Genomic DNA, 18379 nt, shown 5'->3' with positions numbered 1-18379 from the left:
CGCGACGGAGCGGCGGGCTCGCGAGTAGTGCGCTACCCGACTCCGAGGACGTCCGCCAGCGCCGTGCGCTCGGAGACGCCGAGTTTGAGGCCGGCGCGGTAGAGGTGCCCCTCGACGGTGCGCACCGACACGGTCAGCCGCGCGGCGATCTCCTTGTTGGACAGCCCCCGGGCGGCCAGCGCGGCGATCTCCCGCTCGCGGGTGGTCAGCGGCAGCGGGCGGATCGCGACCGCCAGGGCCGGGGTCCGGGCGCCGGACCGCCCGGCCGTCCGCTCGGCGAGGGCTGCCGCGGAGAGGGCCGACCCCTGCCGCCCGTGCCGGCGGTGCACGTCGGCGGCCTGGGCCGCCGCGTCGCCCGCTGCGACGAGGTCGCCCAGTCGGGCCCAGGCGTCGGCGGTCTCGAGCAGCGCCTCGCCGTCCTGGTCCGCCCAGGCCCGGGCGTGGGCGAGCGCCACCGCCGCCCGAGGGCTCACCCCGGCGAGTGCAGCGAGGCGGGGCAGCGCCGCAGTTGCGTGCCCGAACTGCACCGCGGTCTGCCAGGCCAGCACCTCGTAGGCGGGGGCACCCGCCTCGCGAGCGAGGTCGGCTGCGGCGACGGTGTGGCCGAGCGACTCGGTCGTCGACCCCGCCGCGGCTGCGCCCCACGCGAGCGCGAGGAGGTCGTCGGGCGCGTACAGCCGGTAGGCCGGATGCCGCCCGGTGACGATGCCGGCCAGGGGCGGTGCGGACTGCGCCGCGTGGCCGGCCTGGGCCGAGGCCGTCGCCAGCAGCGTTCGGCAGCGGAACCGGAACTCGTGCCCCGAGTCCACCAGCCCGGCCCACGCCTCGCGCAGCAGGGGCAGCGCGTCGCCGACCCGGCCTCCGGCGAGGGCGGCATGCCCGGCGACGACCAGCCCCATCAGCCGAGCCGGGCCCGGGAGGTCGGCCGACGCGGCCTGCATCCGCCGGGCCTGCCGGTCCGCCCGGTCGGGCCTCCCGGTGAGGCGGTGGCCGAGCACCTGCAGGTCCGCGAGACCGAAGCCGGGGATGACGGTGGGCACCCGGTCGGCGGTGAGCCCACCCACCACGGCGGCCTCGTCGAGCAGCGCGGTGTCCCCGGTGACGGCGGCCGCTGCGGACACCGCCGAGGCGACGAGGATGCGAGCCAGGTCGTCGGGCAGCTCCTCGTGCAGCAGCTCCCGACCGCGGAGCAGCACGGGCGCGACCTCGCCGCCCGCGGCGGCCAGGGCGAGGGACATGCCCGCGACGTGCAGCGGGGCCGCCCCGGTGGCCTCGGCCGCGGCCAGGGCCTGGCGGGCGTCGTCGGGCCGGGCCAACGTCCAGAGCAGGTTGCCGGCGCGGTGGACCTGGGCCCGGGCGCACATCCCGCTGTCCGGCGCGGTCAGGGCGAGCCGGGTGAGGATCGCCTCGGCCTCGTCACCGCGGCTGAGCCAGGACAGCGCTGCCGCGTGCACCAGCCGGGCGGCGGGGTCGCCGGCCGCGGCGGCCGCGCGCGCCAGCCGTTCGGCCAGCGGCAGGTCGTACATCCGGATCGCAGCCTCGGCGGCCCTCAGGAACAGGACGGGCTCCGGGGGGAGGTCGGAGTCGAGGGTGAGCACCGCGCGGGGAATCGGGTCCGGCTCCGCGTCCAAGGTCTGCGCGACCCTGCCGCGCAGGCGGCGCGCACGCAGGGTGCCCATGACCTCGCGGCGGACCTCCCCGTACAGCGGGTGCGCCAGCCTGGCGACGAGCCCGTCGGTGCGCACCAGGCCTCGTTCCTCGGCCGCCTCCAGGTCCGCCGGCGAGGTCAGCGCGGACAGCGTCGGTACCGCCACCGGCTCGGCGAGCGCAACCAGGTCGACGACGCCCTGCACCCCCGGCCCGAGGCGGCCGATCTGCTGCTCGAGGAGGTCGACCAGCTCCGGTGAGATCGCCGGCTCGCTGGTCCACCGCCAGAGCCCGGACGCCGGTGCGAACCTGCCGGCCGCCACCTCCCCGGCCAGCAGGTGCCGCAGGAACAGCGGGCTCCCCTCGGTCAGCCTCCACAACCGGCGGGCGGACCCCGGCTCGACCGGACCGCCGACGACCCGGGCGACCAGGCCGGCGGTGCAGGCGGCGTCGAGCGGGGCCAGGTCGAGGCGCGGGAGGTGGTCGTCCTTCCACAGGGACGTCACCGCGTCCGGCGCCGGCTCCCCCGACCGGAGGGTGACCACGACCGGCGCCAGCCGCCGCACCACCACGCGGTGCAGCACGATCGCGGAGTGCTCGTCGAGCAGGTGCGCGTCATCGACGGCCAGCACCAGGGGCCGCCGCCGGGTGAGCGCGTCCAGCGCCCGGCCGATGAGCTCCGCGGCGTCGCCGGGCGGGACGTCGAGCAGGCCGGCGAACGCACCGAGGGGGAACGGCCGGGCGGCCGTGCTGCCGTGGGCCCAGACGGCGGTCGCCCGCCGACCGCCGGGTGCCGCCAGCGCCTCGCGGGCCAGCCGGGTCTTGCCCACCCCGGGCGGGCCCGCGACCACGATCCCCACCGCACCGGGCCGGACCGCCGCCGCGACGGTGCGCAGCTCCTCGTCCCGGCCGGCGAGCGGCCACGGCCGCTGCATGGGGGCAGGCTAGCGAACCGCGATCGGGTACCGCACTACTCGCAGCCCTGGCGCCGGTTCTCGCGAGGGTCGGTGCATGAGCGCTCGAGCCGTCCTCGTCACCGGCGCCGGCCGCGGTATCGGCCGCGCCATCACCGTCCGCCTGGCGCACTCGGGGTGGCGGGTGCACGCCGGCGTCCGCAGCGACGTCGCTGCCAAGAGCCTGGCCGCGGAGTCCGATCTGATCACACCCGTCGAGCTCGACGTCACCGTCCCGGACCACCTGGCCGCACTCGACCGCGTGCTGCCCGAGCGCCTCGACGCCCTGGTCAACAACGCCGGTGTCGCGGTCGCGGGGCCGCTCGAGACGCTGTCCCGGGCCGACATGCACCACCAGTTCGACGTGAACCTGATCGGGCCGCTCGCCCTGACCCGGGCCGTGCTGCCCCGGTTGCGCCGGGCCCGGGGCCGGGTGGTCTTCATCTCCTCGATCAACGGCCGGGTGTCCTTCCCGTTCACCGGGATCTACAACGCCTCGAAGTACGCGACGGAGGCCGTCGCCGACTGCCTGCGGGTCGAGCTGCGCCCGTTCGGTGTCCAGGTCGGCCTCGTCGAGCCGGGCGTCATCGACACCGACCCCTGGCACGGGATGGAGCAGCTCATCGACGAGCTCGAAGCCGGGCTCGACCCCGGGGATCGCGAGCTCTACGCACCCCACTTCGCCGGCGAGCGCCGGTTGACGGCGAAGCTCCGCACGGGCGCCAAGCCGCCCGAGCTGGTCGCCGCCGCCGTCGAGCGCCAGCTGACCCGTCGGCGGATGCGGCCCCGCACCCTGGTGGGCGCCGACGCCCGGTCGATCCTCGTCATGAAGGCGCTGCTCCCACCCCGCGGCCTCGACGCCGTCTGGGCCCAGGGCATCGGGATACGGGGGCGACGACGGACCGTGGTCGCCCCCCCGACCGTTCCGTGACCCGTGGACCTGCTCGGCCGCCGTCGCGGGACGGGTGCGGCCGGCGGATCACACCGGAGGCTGCGCGGTCCGCAGCAAGCCCGCGCCAAGTGCGCCACAAGCGGATCCGCCGAAGCTCCCCTCACGAGGCCGGGACGGACCCGGCCCGGAGCACGAGAGGCACCACCGTGGCACCGTCCCGCACCCCCGTCCCCGTTGTCGCCGGCCCGCTCCCCGCCGGCATGCCCGTCCTCGTCATCGGCGCGACCGGCCAGGTCGGCCGCCAGGTCGTCGCCGCCCTGCTGTCCCGGGGCGCAAACGTCCACGCCCTGCTCCGCGACCCCGAGGGCGCCGACGTGCCCGCGGGCGTCCGGCGCATCCGCGGTGACCTCCGCGACCCGGCGTCCCTGCGGGCGGCGCTGCGCGGTGCCGGGGCGGCGTTCTACGTCTCCCCGCACGAGGCCGACGAGCGCGCCCTGGCCGCCGGCGTCGTCGCCGCGTGCGAGGCGGAGCGCGTCCGGCTGGTCTTCGTCGGCGTCCACGTCCACGCCCGCTGGCGCTGGCAGGAGGCGCTCCTGCGCGTCGTCTTCGGCCGGATCCTGCCGCACTACCGCGGCAAGATCGCCCTCGCCCGCGACGTCGCCCGTTCCCCGCTGCGCCCGGTCATGCTGGTCCCGGCCAACTTCATGCAGAACGACGAGGTGTTCGCCGAGGAGATCCGCGCCGGCAGGTTCGTGACGCCGCTCAGCGACGAGGGCGTCAACCGGGTCGATCTCCGTGACGTCGGCGAGGCCGCCGCCCGGGCGCTGGTCGACGGCGACGTGCCCCCCGGTTCCTACGACGTCTCCGGGCCGCGCTCCATCGGCGGCAGGGAGTCCGCAGCGGTGTGGGCGGAGGCGCTCGGACGGCCGGTGGCCTACCTCGGTGACGACGACGAGCTGATGGCGCGGACGTTCGCCCGGTACCTGAGCGGCCAGCGGCTCGCGGACTGGACCGCGTCCTTCCAGGTGCTGCGCCGCATCTCGAGGTCGACCTCGCACAGGGAGCTCCGCACGACCAGGCAGCTGCTCGGCCGGGAGCCGCGGTCCTTCGAGACGTACGTCCACGACACCGTCGCGGCGTGGCGGGCCGCGGGTCTGCTGGACGGCTCACCGGACACCGCTCGCGGAGCGGTCGCGTCCGCGGAGCCCGGCCTCACCCGGTAGCGCGGGGCTGCACCGCGGTGCGGCTGTCCCGACCACCCCGCAGCACCTTGGTCATCGGCCGCCCCTTGGCGATCTCGTCGACGAGCTTGTCGAGCATGCGGATCCTGCGCATGAGGGGGTCCTCGACCTCTTCCACGCGGACCCCGCAGACGCTGCCGGTGATGAGCGACGCGTGGGGAGCCATCGCCGGTGCCTGGTCGAAGAAGGTCGCGAAGTCGACCTCGTCCGCCAGCGCCGCGGCGAGGCCGGCAGCGTCGTAGCCGGTGAGCCAGCAGATCGCCTCGTCGACCTCGTCCCGGGTACGCCCCTTGCGCTCGACCTTGGCCACGTAGTGCGGGTACACGCTGGCGAACGGGGTGGTGAAGATGCGGTGTGCCGGCACGGCGGGGCTCCCGGGGTGAGTCGCAGCGGCTGATCCCCGGACGCTAACGCGGCTCGCCTGACCCGACCAGCAGCACCGCGACCTGTGGCGGTCACCCGCGCCGCACGTCGGGTGGCCGAGGCCCCTCCCGGACAGGGTCGGAGGTCCGTCCGGGCCAGGGCCCATCGGCGGTTACCCCACGGAGGCGACCGTGCAGGTGCGGGTGGGTGACTGGCTGCTCCTGCACAGCCGGCTCGTGGACGAGGGCGCCCGGGAGGAGGAGATCGCCCCCGGCGGGACGCTGGTGCTGGTCGACGAGGGCACGCGGCTGCCCACGCTCACCGCCTACCCGCTCGTGGGGCACGCCCGCGGGGTCGTCGGGCACGCCACTTCCGGGCCGGCCGCCGGGGTGCTGCTCGCCCTCGTGGACGACGGCCGGCCGGGACCCGGACCGGGTGACCCCCGCTAGACCGCCGGCCGCCCGAGCAGCGCGCGGCACACCAGCGTGAGATCGACCAGCCCGAGCAGCCGGCCGTCCTCCACCACGGGCAGGTACTGCAGCCCGTTCGACAGCATCAGCTCCGCGGCGTCCACCACGGTCACGTCCGGGCCCACCGTGACGGGCACGGGACGGTGCAGGTCGGTGATCCGGGTCTCCTCCGGGTTCCGGCCGTCGGCGACCGCCTGGGCGATGTCGGCGTCGCAGAGGAGCGCCACGGGCCGGCGGCTCTCGGGGTCGCTGAGCACCACCAGTGCGCTGTCCCGCGCCCGTTTCATCAGGTAGGCGGCCCCGGCGAGGTGCGCGGTGCTCTCCACGGTGGTGACCGGGGGGCGCATCACGTCTCCCACGGTGACGACCTCCGGTGGGCGTCCGGCTGCAGGCTGCTCCGACATCGCGGTCCCTTCCGGCAGAGGTGGGGACCTCGGCATTGTGCCGCTGATGGCCGGCCGGTGGGAGCCGTGCGGCGCCCCCGGGCCAGGGCGGAGGGAGAGGCGTGACCACGAGTGCACCGGTCGTCGTGGACGACCGGGAGGCCGGCCGGTTCGAGGTCCTGGTCGACGGGCAGGTCGCCGGCTTCGCCGAGTACCGGCGCCGGGGCCCGTCGGTGGCGTTCACCCACACCGTCGTCGACCCGGGGTTCGAAGGCCAGGGCGTCGGCTCCGCCCTGGCCCGAGGAGCGCTGGACGCGGTGCGCGCGGAGGGGCTGTCGGTGCTCCCGTTCTGCCCGTTCATCCGTGGCTGGATCCAACGCCACCCCGGCTACGCCGAGCTCGTCCCCGAGGCCCGCCGGGCGCAGTTCGGGCTCGCGACCGGCGACTCCGCCTGAGACCGGCGGCGGAACCGATCCCGGTCGCCACCCCGTCCACCGGGCATGGACGCCGTTCCCGCCCGCTTCCTCGTCCCGGCCGTGCTCGTCCTCGCCCTGCTCGCCGGCTGCACGGGCCCGTCCGGCAGCGGGTCGGTGAGCGCCGACGGCGCCGGTGGCGCGGTCGCCCCTGTCACCGCCGTCCCGGGCAGCGACGAGATCGCCGACCCCGACCGGCAGGTGGTCACCACCGCCGCGACCTCGCTCGCCGTCGCGGACCCGGCCGACGCCGCGCAGCGGGTGAGCGAGCTGGTGGAGTCCGTGGGCGGGCGCGTCGACGAGCGCACCGTGCAGGCCACCTCCGGTGCGGACGGCGCCGAGGGCGTGGTCGCCGACCTCGTCGTGCGGGTGCCGGCCGACGCGCTGACCGGCGTCCTCGCCGACCTGGAGGAGCTCGGCGACGTCGAGGACGTGTCGGTGTCCCGCTCCGACGTGACCGCCACCGCCGTCGACCTCGACGCGCGCATCTCCGCCCTTCAGGCCTCGGTGACGCGGCTGCTCGCCCTGATGGCGGACGCCGCCACCACCGAGGCGCTGCTGGAGGCGGAGCGGGCGCTGTCCCAGCGGCAGCAGGAGCTGGAGTCGCTGCAGTCGAGGCGGGCCGCGCTCGCAGACCAGGTGGAGCTCTCGACGCTCCGGGTGCACCTGGAGCGCTTCGGCGTGGCGCCGGCCGGCGGGCCGGACGGCTTCCTCGACGGGCTCGCCACCGGCTGGCGGTCCCTGGTCGCGGTCGTGGGCGGGACGGTCGTGGTGCTCGGCGTCGTCCTGCCGTGGCTGGTGCTCACCGCACTGGTCGCCGCCGCCGTGGTGGTGCCGCTCCGCCGGGCGCGGCGGCGGGCCGCCACCCCGTCCCCGGCGGCGGCCACCGAGGGTTGACCCGCGCCGGGCGACGTGGATCCGGGTGCGCATGCGGCTGGACGGCGGCCGGCGCGGCTGGACCTCACCGGTTCGTGAGGAGGACGAGCTGCTGCGTCGCCCGGGTCATCGACACGTAGCGGTCCACCCCTCCCGCGACGCCCGGCCCTAACGCCTCCGGGTCGACGAGGACGACGAGGTCGAACTCCAGCCCCTTGGCCAGCACCGGGGTCAGCGACCGCACGCGGGGCCGCTCCCGGAACGACGGCGCCCCGATCACGCAGGCGATCCCCTCCGCGTGCTGGGCCAGCCACCCGTCGACGACCGCGTCCAGCTCCGCGACGGACCCGTGCACGACCGGCACCCCCGTGCCGCGGACCGACGTCGGCACGTTGGCGTCCGGCAGCACCGCGCGGATCACCGGCTCGGCCTCGACCATCACCTCCGCAGGCGTCCGGTAGTTCACGGTCAGCGACATCTGGCGCACCTCGGTCAGCCCGACGCGGTGCAGCCGCTCCGCCCACGGCTCGGGGAAGCCGTGCCGCGCCTGCGCCCGGTCGCCGACCACGGTGAAGCTCCGCGACGGGCAGCGGCGCAGCAGCACCTGCCACTCGGCGTCGGTCAGCTCCTGCGCCTCGTCGACGACGACGTGCGCGAACGTCCCGGCCAGCGGGTCGACGTCCGCCGCGGGCAGGGCGTCCCGGTCGATCAGGGCGTCGCGCAGGTCGCCGTGCCGCAGGCTGGTCATCAGCAGCAGCTCGGAGTCGTCGGCCGCGACCAGCTCGTCGATCACCGCCGACATGCGCTCGCGCTCCCGCGCCACGACGGCGGCCTCCCGCTGCCGGCGCCGCACCGCGCCCGCGTCGCCCAGCCGCATCCGCGCCGCGTCCAGCAGGGGCAGGTCTGCGACGGTCCACGCCCGGGGGTCGCCGCGCTGCAGCCGCCGCACCTCGTCGGCCGTGAGCCCGGGCGCGCACCGCCGCAGGTACGCGGGCACCGACCAGAGGTCACCCACCAGATCGGCCGGGTCGAGCAGCGGCCAGGCCCGGTCGAACGCCGTCCGCAGCTCCCGGTCCTGCCGTACCGCGGCGCGGACCAGGTCGGGGTCCACGTCGGCGTCCTGCGCGTCGACGACGATGTCCAGCAGCGCCTCCCGCACCTGCTCGCGCGCCTCGTTGTGCGGCGTCCCCGGCTCGGCCGCCTCGAACGCCTCGGCCCAGTCGTCGGGCGTGAGCCGGACATCGTCCCACGGCGTCGTCACCGTCGTCCCCCGGGCCGGCGGCTCCTCGTAGAAGCGGACGGCCGCGTCGATCGCAGCGACCATCCCCACCGACGACTTGAGCCGGGCCACCTCCGGGTCGTCCTCGGGCATCGCCCCGGCCCCCTCGGGCACCAGGTCGCGCAGGGTGCAGGTGCGCACCCCCTCCTGCCCCAGGCCGGGCAGCACATCGGCGACGTAGGCCAGGTAGGGCTCGTGAGGGCCGACGAACAGCACGCCACCGCCGCGGTGCCCGAGGCGCGGATCCGCGTGGAGCAGGTAGGCCGCGCGGTGCAGGGCGACGACGGTCTTGCCGGTGCCCGGCCCGCCGTCGACGACGAGGGCGCCGCGAGAGCCGGCGCGGATGATCGCGTCCTGGTCGGCCTGGATGGTGCCGAGCACGTCGCGCATCCGGGCCGACCGGTTGCCGCCGAGGCCGGCGAGGAACGCCGACTGGTCGTCGAGGGCGGCGTGCCCCTCCAGCCCCTCGGCGGTGAACACCTCGTCCCAGTAGTCGGTGATCCGGCCGCGGGTCCAGCGGTAGCGGCGACGGCTGACCAGCCCCATCGGGTCGGCGTGGGTGGCGGCGAAGAACGGCTCCGCCGCCGGCGACCGCCAGTCGACGAGCAGCCGGCGGCCGGCGCCGTCGGTGAGGCCGAGCCGCCCGACGTAGACGGGCTCCCCGCCGTCCGCGGGGACCACCCGCCCCAGGCAGAGGTCGAGGCCGAACCGGCGCAGGGTGCGCAGCCGGGTGGCGAGCCGGTGCACCTCCAGGTCGCGGTCCAGGGCCGCCTGGCCGGTGCAGCCGGGGGCGGCCCGCTCGGCGGTGAGCCGCTCGGTGAGCTCGGCGATCGACCGCGCGAGGCTCTCGGCGACCAGGGCGAGGTGCCGCTCGTCCCCGGCGATCAGCGCGGGGTCGGCCTTGGCGGCGAGCTGGGCGGGGAGGTCGAAGGCACGGGTGTGCACGGTCACGGCAGCGGCTCCGATCCGGGGCCTCCGCCGCACGCGTCCGCGCGCGGTCAGCCGCCCCGGCGGGCGAGTGTGCGGCCCGACCGGGGTCTTGCCGCAAGCCCCGGGGTGCGCTATACGTTCGAGTGGGACGAGGACACGTCACTGCTGCGCGGCCGGGGCCTCCGCCTCCGGCGCGGCGCCACCGGGCGCCGGCACGGTCACCTCGTCGACGAAGCAGTAGGCCCAGCTCTCCCCCGGCTCGGCCGAGGCGATGAGCGGGTGGTCGTCCGCCGCGGCGTGCGCCCGCGCGTGCCGGCGCGGCGAGGAGTCGCAGCAGCCGACGTACCCGCAGGCCAGGCACACCCGCAGGTGCACCCACTCGGTGCCCTCCCGCAGGCAGCCCACGCAGCCGTGCGCCCACGGCACCACCGGCCGGGAGCTGCTGCCGTGCTCGCAGCCGCTGCCGGCCGGCCACTCGTAGCGGACCACCCGGGTGGTGTCGACGACGGTCCGCCCGTGGTCCGGGTGCGCCACCCGGTGCCCCAGCTCGGCGAGGACCGCGCGCTCCAGCGCGTGACCGGAGATGCGGTCCCGGTCGAGGACGTGGTCCGCGCCCGCGTCCGCGAGCTCGACGACGTCGACGGCACCCAGCGGCCGCGCCACGATCGGGGCGGTGGTCACCGCGCGTGCCGCGGCGACGACCCGCACCGCCTGCTCGGGATCGTCCTCGGCGACGACGGCGAGCCGGGCGGCGGGGACGCCGGCCACCCGCAGGATCTCCCCCTTGGTCGGGTCGCCCCGCACCACGGTGTGCCCGTCGGCCTCGGCCTGCGCCGCCCCGTCGGGGTTGAGCGTCGTCATCACCACGCCCACCCCGCGGTCGCGCAGGGTGCCCGCGAGCTCGAGGGCGGTGGGCCCCCACCCGATGATCGCGACGTGGTCGCGGTGCTCGCCGTCCTCGTCCCCGGCCACCGGACCGGTGAGGGCAGCGCCGCCCGAGCGGTCCAGCCGCGCCGCCACCGCGGCCAGCTGAGGGGTGGCAAGCATGAGCAGCACCGTGGCGGCGACGACGACCTGGGCACCGTCGTCGGCCAGCCCGAGCGGCGCCAGCCCGGCCGCGGTGCCCACGGTGAGCAGCACGAAGGAGAACTCGCCGACCTGCGCCAGCAGCAGCCCGGTCGCGGCCGCGGTGCGCAGCCGGATCCCGACGGCGGTGGCGGCGACGGCGGTGGTCAGCGTCTTGAGCAGCAGCGCACCGAGGGCCGCCCCCAGCACCAGCGGCAGGTTGGCGAGCATGAAGCCGACGTCCAGCAGCATGCCGACCGAGACGAAGAAGACCGCGCTGAACACGATCTGCAGCGGCAGCACCTCGGCGAGGGCCTGGGTGCTGGCCCGGCTCTCGCTCACCACCAGGCCGGCCAGGAACGCCCCGAGCGACACGCTCACCCCGGCCAGCGCGGTCAGGTAGGCGGTGCCGAAGCAGACGGCGATGATCGCGAGCAGGAAGACCTCGGGCGAGCAGGTGCGGGCCACGACGTCGAGCAGCGCGGGCATCACCCGGCGGGCCAGCACCAGCACGCCGGCGATGACCGCCACCGCGGTCAGCACCGCCCCCAGCAGCGCCCCACCGGCCGACCCGCCGCCGCCGGCGGTCGGGCCGAGCAGCGGCACGACCAGCACCATCCCCACCACCGCGAGGTCCTGGGCGATCAGCACGGCCAGCGCCAGACGGCCCCGGACGGTGGAGCTCTCCCGCCGCTCCCCCAGCAGCTTGAGGACGATGGCCGTCGACGACAGCGCGAGCAGGAACCCCGTGAACAGCCCGTCCCGCCACTGACCGCCCAGGGCCAGCGTCAACCCGAGCCCGGCGCCGGTCGCGAGCACCAGCTGCAGTCCCCCGGCGACGGCGATCCACGTCCACACCCGCGCCAGCCGGTCCAGCGAGAACTCGATCCCGATGGTGAACAGCAGCAGGATGACGCCGATGTCCGCGGCGGCCTCCACGGCCTCGCTGCTGTCGACGACGCCGAACTGCGCCGGGCCGATCAGGACCCCCGCCACCAGGAACCCGACGATCGGCACCACCCGGGCGCGGGCGCTCAGGTAGCCGATGACCGCCGCGGCCACCACCAGGGCCGCCGTGGGCCCCAGGTAGCCCGGCACCTCGCCGGCTGCGATGACGAGGTCCGCCGAGGGCGACATGCCGACATCATGCGCGCCGCCGGCGGCGGATCCCAAGGTGCACCGGTGACCCGTGGAATCACCGGCCACCGCGGGCGTTGCACAGCGGCACGTGGCGCACCGATGCTGAGCGGCAGCGGGCGGAGGAGGACCGGACATGACCGCACCACCGCCGGTCGGCGCGGGCCTGCGGATGGGCACGGCGCAGGGACGCTGGGTGCTGCTCGCGACGGTCCTCGGCTCGGGCGTCGCCATGCTGGACGCCACGGTCGTCAACGTCGCCCTGGAGCGGATCGGCTCCGACCTCGGCGCCGACTTCGCCGGGCTGCAGTGGACGGTGAACGCCTACACGCTGACCCTCGCCGCGCTCATCCTGCTGGGCGGCTCGCTCAGCGACCGCTACGGGCGCCGGCGGATCTTCGTGGTCGGCGTCTGCTGGTTCGCCCTGGCCTCGCTCCTGTGCGGGCTGGCGCCGGACATCGGGACGCTCGTGGCCGCCCGCGCCCTCCAGGGCATCGGCGGGGCGCTGCTGACCCCCGGGAGCCTCGCGATCATCTCGGCCTCCTTCTCCGGCCCCGACCGGGCCGCGGCGGTCGGGGCCTGGTCCGGGCTCTCCGGTGTCGCCGCCGCCATCGGGCCGTTCGTCGGCGGCTGGCTGGTGGAGTGGAGCTGGCGGGCGGTCTTCCTGATCAACCTGCCGCTGGCGGCACTGGTCGTGCTCGTCGCCGTGCGGCACGTCCCCGAGTCCCGGGACCCGGCCGCCGCGCCGCGCCTGGACTGGACGGGGACGGCGCTGGTCGCGGTGGGGCTCGGTGCGCTGACCTACGCCCTCACCGCCGCCGGGGAGGGTGGCGCGGGGACGGCGACCTGGCTGTGGGCCGCGACCGGGGCCGTCGCCCTGGCCGCCTTCGTGCCGGTCGAACGCCGGTCACGGCACCCCCTGGTACCGCCGTCGCTGTTCGCGGAGCGGCAGTTCACCGCCGCCAACGCCGTCACCCTCTTCGTCTACGCCGCCCTGGGGGCGCTGTTCGTGCTGCTGGTCCTGCAGCTGCAGGTGGTCTCCGGCTTCAGCCCGCTCCTGGCCGGCACCGCGCTGCTGCCCGTCACCGTCCTCATGCTGCTGTTCTCGGCGCGGGTCGGGGCGCTGGCCCAGCGGATCGGACCGCGCGCCCTGCTGACCGGCGGACCGCTGGTGGCGGCCGGTGGTGTGCTGCTGACGCTCCGGATCGGCCCGGACGCCTCCTACCTGCTCGACGTGCTCCCCGCGGCGGTGCTCTTCGGCGCCGGGCTCACGCTGCTGGTCGCCCCGCTCACGGCGACCGTGCTCGACTCCGCCGCCGACCGGTACGCCGGCGTCGCCTCGGGGGTCAACAACGCCGTGGCGCGGGCTGCCGGGCTGCTCGCGGTGGCGGTCGTCCCGGTCGCCGCAGGCCTCGGCGGGACCGACTACACCGACCCCGAGGCCTTCGCCGACGGCTTCCGCGCGGCGATGCTCATCCTGGCCGGGCTGCTGGCCGTCGGCGCCCTGCTGGCCGTCCTGTACGTGCGCCGCCCGCTCGGCGACGTCGCTCCGGAGGCGCCGGCCCAGCCGTCCGGTTCCGGGCGCGTCCGGATCGAGGAGTGCCCGCACTGCGCGGTCACCGGCCCGGCGGTGCACCCGCGCGACGACGCCCCGGCTCCCGGCGGCCGCCCCTCGCCCTGACCGGAGCCCGTCGCCCCGTGGTCCCCCTCAGAGGGGTGCAGATCCCCGGGATCCGGTGCCGCCCCGCGCGAGAAGCACTGTCCGGGCCACCGGCGGAGGTGTAGCCAGGGACCATGGACCCGCTCCACCTGGGTCGCGCAGCCGTCGACCGCCGTGCGTGGGACGAGGCCTGCACCCACCTGGCCGCCGCCGACGACCAGGGCGCGATCCACGACGCGGACGACCTCCTGCGGCTGGGGCTCAGCGCCCACCTGACCCGGAGGGACGAGGTAGCCGACCGCGCGTGGGAGAGGGCGTACCAGGCGTTCGCCGAGAGCGGCGACGTCCTCGCCGCGGCGCGCTGCGCCTTCTGGCTCGGCCTGGTGCTGCTCCTGGCGCGGGGCGAGGACGCTCGCGGCGGAGGCTGGATCGCCCGGGCGCAGCGGGTGCTGGACGAGGGGGCGCCGCCGGAGTGCGCGGAGCGGGGCTACCTGCTGCTCCCGGCCGGGCTCCGCGCGCTGGACTGCGGTGATCCGGCGGGCGCGCACCGCGCGTTCGCGCAGGCGACCACGACCGGTCGGCGCTTCGGGGACGCCGACCTGGCCACGCTCGGCTGCCTCGGGCAGGGCCAGGCGCTGATCCGGAGCGGTGCGGCAGCCCGGGGGTTGACCCACCTCGACGAGGCGATGGTCGCCGTCCAGGCCGGCCAGGTCTCACCGGTGGCGGCCGGGATCGTCTACTGCGCCGTGGTCCTCGCCTGCCAGGAGGTCCTCGACCTGCACCGGGCCCAGCAGTGGACGGCGGCGTTGACCCGGTGGTGCGACGCGCAGCCCGGGCTCGTCCCCTTCCGGGGGCAGTGCCTCGTGCACCGGGCGGAGCTGGCCCAGTGGCGCGGCGACTGGGGGGAGGCGGTCGCCGAGGCCGAACGCGCCTGCCGCCGGCTGTCGGACCCACCTGACCTCGCGGCCGGGACGGCGTACTACCGGTTGGCCGAGTTGCACCGGGTGCGGGGCGAGCAGGCCGCCGCCGAGGCCGCCTTCCAGCAGGTGGTCCACCTGGGCCACGACCCGCAGCCGGGACTCGCGCTGCTGCGGCTGGACCAGGGACGCACGCAGGCCGCCGTAGCGGCGATCCGCTGCGCGCTCGACCGGCCTCCGCTCGGCGATCCCGACGTGGTGCACGAGGCACGTGCCCCTCGCTCGCGGGCGGAGCTGCTGGCTGCCGCCGTCGAGATCCTGCTGGCCGCCGGGGACACCGGGGCGGCCGGGTCCGCCTGCCTCGAGCTCGACGGCATCGCCCGAGCCGTCGGCACGAGCGCCATGCGGGCCACCGCTGCGCGGGCCCGGGGCTCGGTGTCGCTGGCCGAGGGCCGGTGTGCGGTCGCGATGGGCGACCTGGCGGACGCGCTGGCGCGCTGGTCGGTGCTGGCGGCCCCCTACGAGGCGGCACGGACCCGGGTCCTCGTCGGCCACGCGCTCCGCGGGCTCGGCGACGAGGACACGGCCGCGATGGAGGTGACGACGGCGCGGCGCGTCTTCGAGACGGTCGGGGCCAGGCCCGACCTGGAGCGCCTGGGCGCTCCCCCTCCGGCGGCCGGGCTGACGCCGCGCGAACTCGACGTCATCCGCCTCGTCGCGGAGGGGTGCACCAACCGCGAGATCGCCGCGCGGCTGGTGATCAGCGACAAGACCGTCGCGCGGCACCTGCACAACGTCTTCACGAAGCTGGCGCTGCCCAACCGGTCCGCCGCGACGGCCTACGCCTACGAGCACCACCTGGTCTGACGGGCATGCACAGGACGGTGCATGCGCCGGTCCCGGCGGATGTGCACCGTCTGGCCGATGCCGCGCCGGTCCCCCGTTCCTAGCGTCAGCAGGTGCCGCAACCGCTGACGCCAGGAGGAAGCCGTGCCCCACCTCGGAGAACACGCCGTCGTGCTCGGTGCCGGAATGGCCGGGCTCGTGCACGCCGTACCGCTGGCCGAGCGCTTCCGGCGCGTCACGCTGGTGGACCGGGACGTGCTGCCCGACCGCCGCGCCGAGCGGCGAGGTGTGCCCCAGGGCCAGCACATCCACCTCCTGGTGCCCGGTGGGCTGGCCCGGCTGGAGGAGCTGCTGCCGGGGGTCGTCGACGACCTGACCGCCGCCGGCGCGCACGTCATCGGGTCACCCGAGTGGCGCTTCCACATGGGCGGGGGCCGGCTGGACCTCACCGGCACGGACTTCCGGATCACGGGGGCGACCCGGCCGCTGATCGAGGGCGTCGTCCGAGACCGGGTCCGGGCGCTCGAGGGCGTCGAGGTGCTGGACGGCTGGGCCGCCCGCGAGCTGACGACGGATGCAGCACGGAGCCGCGTCACCGGTGTGCGGTTGCGGTCCGAGGCGGACCCGGCGGAGGAGCGGACGCTCGCCGCCGACCTGGTCGTCGAGACCACGGGCCGCGGCTCCCCGTCGCCCCGCTGGCTGGCGGAGCTCGGCTACGCGCCCCCCACCGAGGAGCGCCTCAAGGTCGACGTGCACTACACCACGCGCCTGTTCCACCGGGACCCGACGGTGCTCGGGGGCGGGCGCAACGTGCTGGTGGACGTGCCGCCCGGCGGCCGCCGGGGCGGTGCCGCGCTGGCCGTCGAGGACGGGCGCTGGATCGTCACCCTCATCGGCATGCTCGGCGAACGCCCCCCGGCCGATCCGGCCGGCTTCGCCGACTTCGCCGCCGGCCTGTGGAACGAGGACCTCGCCTCCATCGTCGCCGGCGCGGAGCCCGTCGGGGAGGCTGCCCGAGCCGCCTTCCCCTCGTTCTCGCGGCACCGGTACGACCGCCTGCGGCGCCTGCCCGAGGGCTACCTGGTCGCCGGTGACGCGGTCTGCTCCTTCGATCCCCGCTTCGGGCAGGGCATGACCGTGGCGATCCTCGAGGCCGTGGAGCTGGGCCGCGCGCTGGACTCAGGCGGCGTCGACCGCATCGGCATCCGGACGCTCGGGGCGGCGCGCTGGGCCGTGCAGGACGCCTGGGACCTCGCCACGGGCTCCGACCTCGCGCACCCGGAGGTGGAGGGACCCCGGCCGGTGTCCTGGCGGCTCACCACCGCCTACCTGCAGCGCCTGCTACCGGCGGCGCACCGCGATCCGCTCGTGGCCGCAGCCTTCATCCGCGTCGTCGGGATGCTCGCCCGACCCGCGGAGCTGATGCGCCCGCACGTGCTCGCGCGGGTCCTGACCGCGTCCCGCCGTCCTACCGGCCGGGACGCGACCGACGGGGTTCCCGCGGACAGCCGGGCCCGGCCGACCACGTGACGGAGGCGGACGACGAGCGGTGGCGCCGCTAGCGCCTGACCCCCTCCCCGGCGGTCGACCCGGTGCCGGGAGGCCCGTCGCCGGCGGAGCCGTCGAGCCGCGCCACCTGCTCCCGCAGCGCCCCGATCTCGGCCACCAGCGCCTGGACGTCCCGGCGGGTCACCGACGCCGAATCCTCCTCGATCTCCTCGACCCGTTGCACCAGCCAGGAGGCGAAGGTGGCGGTGATGACGCCCAGCAGCGCGATCCCGGCGAGCATCAACCCGGCCGCGATCACCCGCCCCGTCGCGGTCACCGGGTAGCGGTCGCCGTAGCCGACGGTGGTGACCGTGGCGAACGACCACCACAGCGCCCCGCCGTAGGTCTCGATGTTCGCGTCCTCTGCACCCCGCTCGGCCTCGAGGATGGCCAGGGACGAGACCAGCATGACCAGCACCGTGGCGCCGGTGACGTAGATGACCACCCGCCCGCGCAGCGAACGCCCCGCCTGCCGGTTGAGCACGGACAGCAGGGTCACCAGCCGGAGCAGGCGCAGCGGGCGGAACAGCGGCAGGACGACGACGGAGAGGTCGAGCAGGTGGGTGCGCACGAACAGCCAGCGCCGTTCCGCGAGCGCCACCCGCACCACGTAGTCCACGGCGAACGCCCCCCACGTGACCCAGGTGACGACGAGGCACAGCCACCGCCAGCGCGCCGCCAGGTCGGGGTCGAGGATCGGCCACGCGTAGCTGGCCAGGAAGAACAGCGCCGCCACGGTCAGCGGCCACTCCGCGGAGCGTTCCCAGCGCCTGCGGCGTGCGTCCTCCGTCGACGTGTCCGCCATGGGGGCCGACGGTAGCCGCGGGGTGCCGCGCACCCGCCGGCGGCGTCGGACGGCCCGGTGACCGGACCGCGGCGGGCGGATGCGCGGCGTGCCGGCCCGGACCGCGCTCAGTCCAGCTCAAGGCCGGAGCCGGTCGCCGGCGTCCGGTCGCGGTCGAGCGCTCGCACGGCCACGGCGACCGCGCAGAGGGCGGCTGCCTTGGCGATCGCTCCCGAGAAGCCACCGTGGTCGGACAGCCCCGCGATCGGCGACAGCGCCACCCCGGCAGCGATCGACCCCGGCTCGAGGAGGATCAGGGCCCAACCCGCGTACCGCGGGAGGACGCCGGCCCGGACGAGCGAAGCGCCCCACGAGAGGAGTCCACCCATCCAGGCGAGCGCACCGAGCGGGAAGCCCAGGAACGTCAGCTCGTCGACGCCCAGTCCCACCGCCACGCTCACGACGGTGATCACCACGAGCGCCGTCTGGGTGACCGCGTAGCTGACCTGCTCCCAGCGCCCGCCCCGGCCGGCGTGCAACCGGTGCAGGTGGATGAAGGCGACGAACGTCAGCGTTCCCGGGACGAGCCAGAAGACGTCCCGGTAGTTCTGCACCCCGCCGCGCACGACGGATTCCACGGACAGGACGGCGAAGGCGGCCGCAGCTCCCCAGGCGAGGGCGGCACCCCGCGCCGCGGTCCGGGCGAGGTCGGGCTGGTCGACGGCGGCGGCACGAGTGGACTGCACGGTCACGGAGGGCTCCTTGTGGCCGGTGGACTGGTCACCCGGGACGCTCCCGGGCCGGCCGTCCCGGGCGCACGGGTGTGCCGTCGCGAGCCGGTGCGGACGCGGTGTCCCGGCCGGTCGGGACAGCGCGTCCCGTGACGCCGCGGCGTCCGCCCGCCACGATGTGCAC

The 18379-nt window shown here is 76.3% G+C and carries 15 protein-coding genes; 8 read left to right on the top strand and 7 right to left on the bottom strand.

Going from position 1 to position 18379, the window contains the following annotated elements:
- Positions 1-32: 32 nt before the first annotated feature.
- Complete coding sequence (locus ACI79W_RS09805; protein WP_456561895.1) at positions 33-2582, bottom strand: LuxR C-terminal-related transcriptional regulator; 2550 nt, start codon at positions 2580-2582, stop codon at positions 33-35.
- Positions 2583-2658: 76 nt separating this feature from the next.
- On the opposite strand from ACI79W_RS09805, the gene ACI79W_RS09800 reads away from it, so the two are divergent.
- Entirely contained in the window at positions 2659-3531 is an 873-nt protein-coding gene (locus ACI79W_RS09800) for an SDR family oxidoreductase (RefSeq protein WP_456561894.1), read from the top strand.
- A gap of 221 nt (positions 3532-3752) precedes the next feature.
- Entirely contained in the window at positions 3753-4715 is a 963-nt protein-coding gene (locus ACI79W_RS09795) for an NAD(P)H-binding protein (protein ID WP_456561893.1), read from the top strand.
- Here the strand turns inward: ACI79W_RS09795 and ACI79W_RS09790 are convergent.
- Positions 4705-5097: a DUF2200 domain-containing protein gene (locus ACI79W_RS09790; protein ID WP_456561892.1), complete on the bottom strand. Its 393-nt coding sequence runs from the start codon at positions 5095-5097 to the stop codon at positions 4705-4707. The genes ACI79W_RS09795 and ACI79W_RS09790 overlap by 11 nt on opposite strands.
- Positions 5098-5287: 190 nt before the next feature.
- Here ACI79W_RS09790 and ACI79W_RS09785 point away from each other — a divergent pair, with 190 nt between their 5' ends.
- The gene (locus ACI79W_RS09785) at positions 5288-5545 is read left to right on the top strand and encodes a hypothetical protein (protein ID WP_456561891.1); all 258 of its coding nucleotides are present in this window, start codon (positions 5288-5290) and stop codon (positions 5543-5545) included.
- On the opposite strand, the gene ACI79W_RS09780 is transcribed toward ACI79W_RS09785, so the two are convergent.
- A complete protein-coding gene (locus ACI79W_RS09780) occupies positions 5542-5913 on the bottom strand; it encodes a CBS domain-containing protein (protein WP_456561890.1) in 372 nt (123 codons plus the stop codon). The two genes, ACI79W_RS09785 and ACI79W_RS09780, sit on opposite strands and share 4 nt — an antisense overlap.
- A gap of 158 nt (positions 5914-6071) precedes the next feature.
- Between ACI79W_RS09780 and ACI79W_RS09775 the strand changes: the two genes are divergently transcribed.
- Positions 6072-6404, top strand: coding sequence for a GNAT family N-acetyltransferase (locus tag ACI79W_RS09775; RefSeq protein WP_456561889.1), 333 nt, complete (start codon positions 6072-6074; stop codon positions 6402-6404).
- A gap of 45 nt (positions 6405-6449) precedes the next feature.
- On the top strand, positions 6450-7319 hold the full coding sequence (locus tag ACI79W_RS09770; RefSeq protein WP_456561888.1) for a DUF4349 domain-containing protein: 870 nt from the start codon (positions 6450-6452) through the stop codon (positions 7317-7319).
- A 64-nt stretch (positions 7320-7383) separates the two neighbouring features.
- On the opposite strand, the gene helR is transcribed toward ACI79W_RS09770, so the two are convergent.
- Both helR and ACI79W_RS09760 read right to left on the bottom strand, forming a co-directional pair.
- Positions 7384-9528, bottom strand: a complete 2145-nt coding sequence (gene helR, locus ACI79W_RS09765) for an RNA polymerase recycling motor ATPase HelR (protein ID WP_456561887.1) — start codon at positions 9526-9528, stop codon at positions 7384-7386.
- Between the two features lie 138 nt (positions 9529-9666).
- A complete protein-coding gene (locus tag ACI79W_RS09760; protein ID WP_456561886.1) occupies positions 9667-11709 on the bottom strand; it encodes a cation:proton antiporter domain-containing protein in 2043 nt (680 codons plus the stop codon).
- 136 nt (positions 11710-11845) lie between these two features.
- Between ACI79W_RS09760 and ACI79W_RS09755 the strand changes: the two genes are divergently transcribed.
- The 3 genes from ACI79W_RS09755 (at position 11846) to ACI79W_RS09745 (ending at position 16662) form a co-directional block, all read left to right on the top strand.
- Complete coding sequence (locus ACI79W_RS09755; RefSeq protein ID WP_456561885.1) at positions 11846-13390, top strand: MFS transporter; 1545 nt, start codon at positions 11846-11848, stop codon at positions 13388-13390.
- Between the two features lie 113 nt (positions 13391-13503).
- Positions 13504-15153: a LuxR C-terminal-related transcriptional regulator gene (locus ACI79W_RS09750; protein ID WP_456561884.1), complete on the top strand. Its 1650-nt coding sequence runs from the start codon at positions 13504-13506 to the stop codon at positions 15151-15153.
- 123 nt (positions 15154-15276) lie between these two features.
- The gene (locus ACI79W_RS09745) at positions 15277-16662 is read left to right on the top strand and encodes an FAD-dependent oxidoreductase (protein ID WP_456561883.1); all 1386 of its coding nucleotides are present in this window, start codon (positions 15277-15279) and stop codon (positions 16660-16662) included.
- A gap of 28 nt (positions 16663-16690) precedes the next feature.
- On the opposite strand, the gene ACI79W_RS09740 is transcribed toward ACI79W_RS09745, so the two are convergent.
- On the bottom strand, positions 16691-17485 hold the full coding sequence (locus tag ACI79W_RS09740; protein ID WP_456561882.1) for a potassium channel family protein: 795 nt from the start codon (positions 17483-17485) through the stop codon (positions 16691-16693).
- 107 nt (positions 17486-17592) lie between these two features.
- Positions 17593-18216, bottom strand: coding sequence for a hypothetical protein (locus ACI79W_RS09735; RefSeq protein ID WP_456561881.1), 624 nt, complete (start codon positions 18214-18216; stop codon positions 17593-17595).
- Positions 18217-18379: the final 163 nt, after the last annotated feature.

The sequence above is a fragment of the Blastococcus sp. SYSU DS0533 genome, from assembly GCF_054050775.1.
The sequence above is the reverse complement of the archived record's forward strand: the minus strand, read 5'-3'. Positions and strand labels throughout refer to the sequence as shown.

Excerpts from the sequence above, each read along its gene's own strand:
- ACI79W_RS09770 (WP_456561888.1), top strand. The coding sequence starts at position 6,450 with ATGGACGCCGTTCCCGCCCGCTTCCTCGTCCCGGCCGTGCTCGTCCTC.
- ACI79W_RS09740 (WP_456561882.1), bottom strand. The coding sequence starts at position 17,485 with ATGGCGGACACGTCGACGGAGGACGCACGCCGCAGGCGCTGGGAACGC.
- ACI79W_RS09800 (WP_456561894.1), top strand. The coding sequence starts at position 2,659 with ATGAGCGCTCGAGCCGTCCTCGTCACCGGCGCCGGCCGCGGTATCGGC.
- ACI79W_RS09760 (WP_456561886.1), bottom strand. The coding sequence starts at position 11,709 with ATGTCGCCCTCGGCGGACCTCGTCATCGCAGCCGGCGAGGTGCCGGGC.
- ACI79W_RS09755 (WP_456561885.1), top strand. The coding sequence starts at position 11,846 with ATGACCGCACCACCGCCGGTCGGCGCGGGCCTGCGGATGGGCACGGCG.
- ACI79W_RS09795 (WP_456561893.1), top strand. The coding sequence starts at position 3,753 with ATGCCCGTCCTCGTCATCGGCGCGACCGGCCAGGTCGGCCGCCAGGTC.
- ACI79W_RS09805 (WP_456561895.1), bottom strand. The coding sequence starts at position 2,582 with ATGCAGCGGCCGTGGCCGCTCGCCGGCCGGGACGAGGAGCTGCGCACC.
- ACI79W_RS09750 (WP_456561884.1), top strand. The coding sequence starts at position 13,504 with ATGGACCCGCTCCACCTGGGTCGCGCAGCCGTCGACCGCCGTGCGTGG.
- ACI79W_RS09780 (WP_456561890.1), bottom strand. The coding sequence starts at position 5,913 with ATGCGCCCCCCGGTCACCACCGTGGAGAGCACCGCGCACCTCGCCGGG.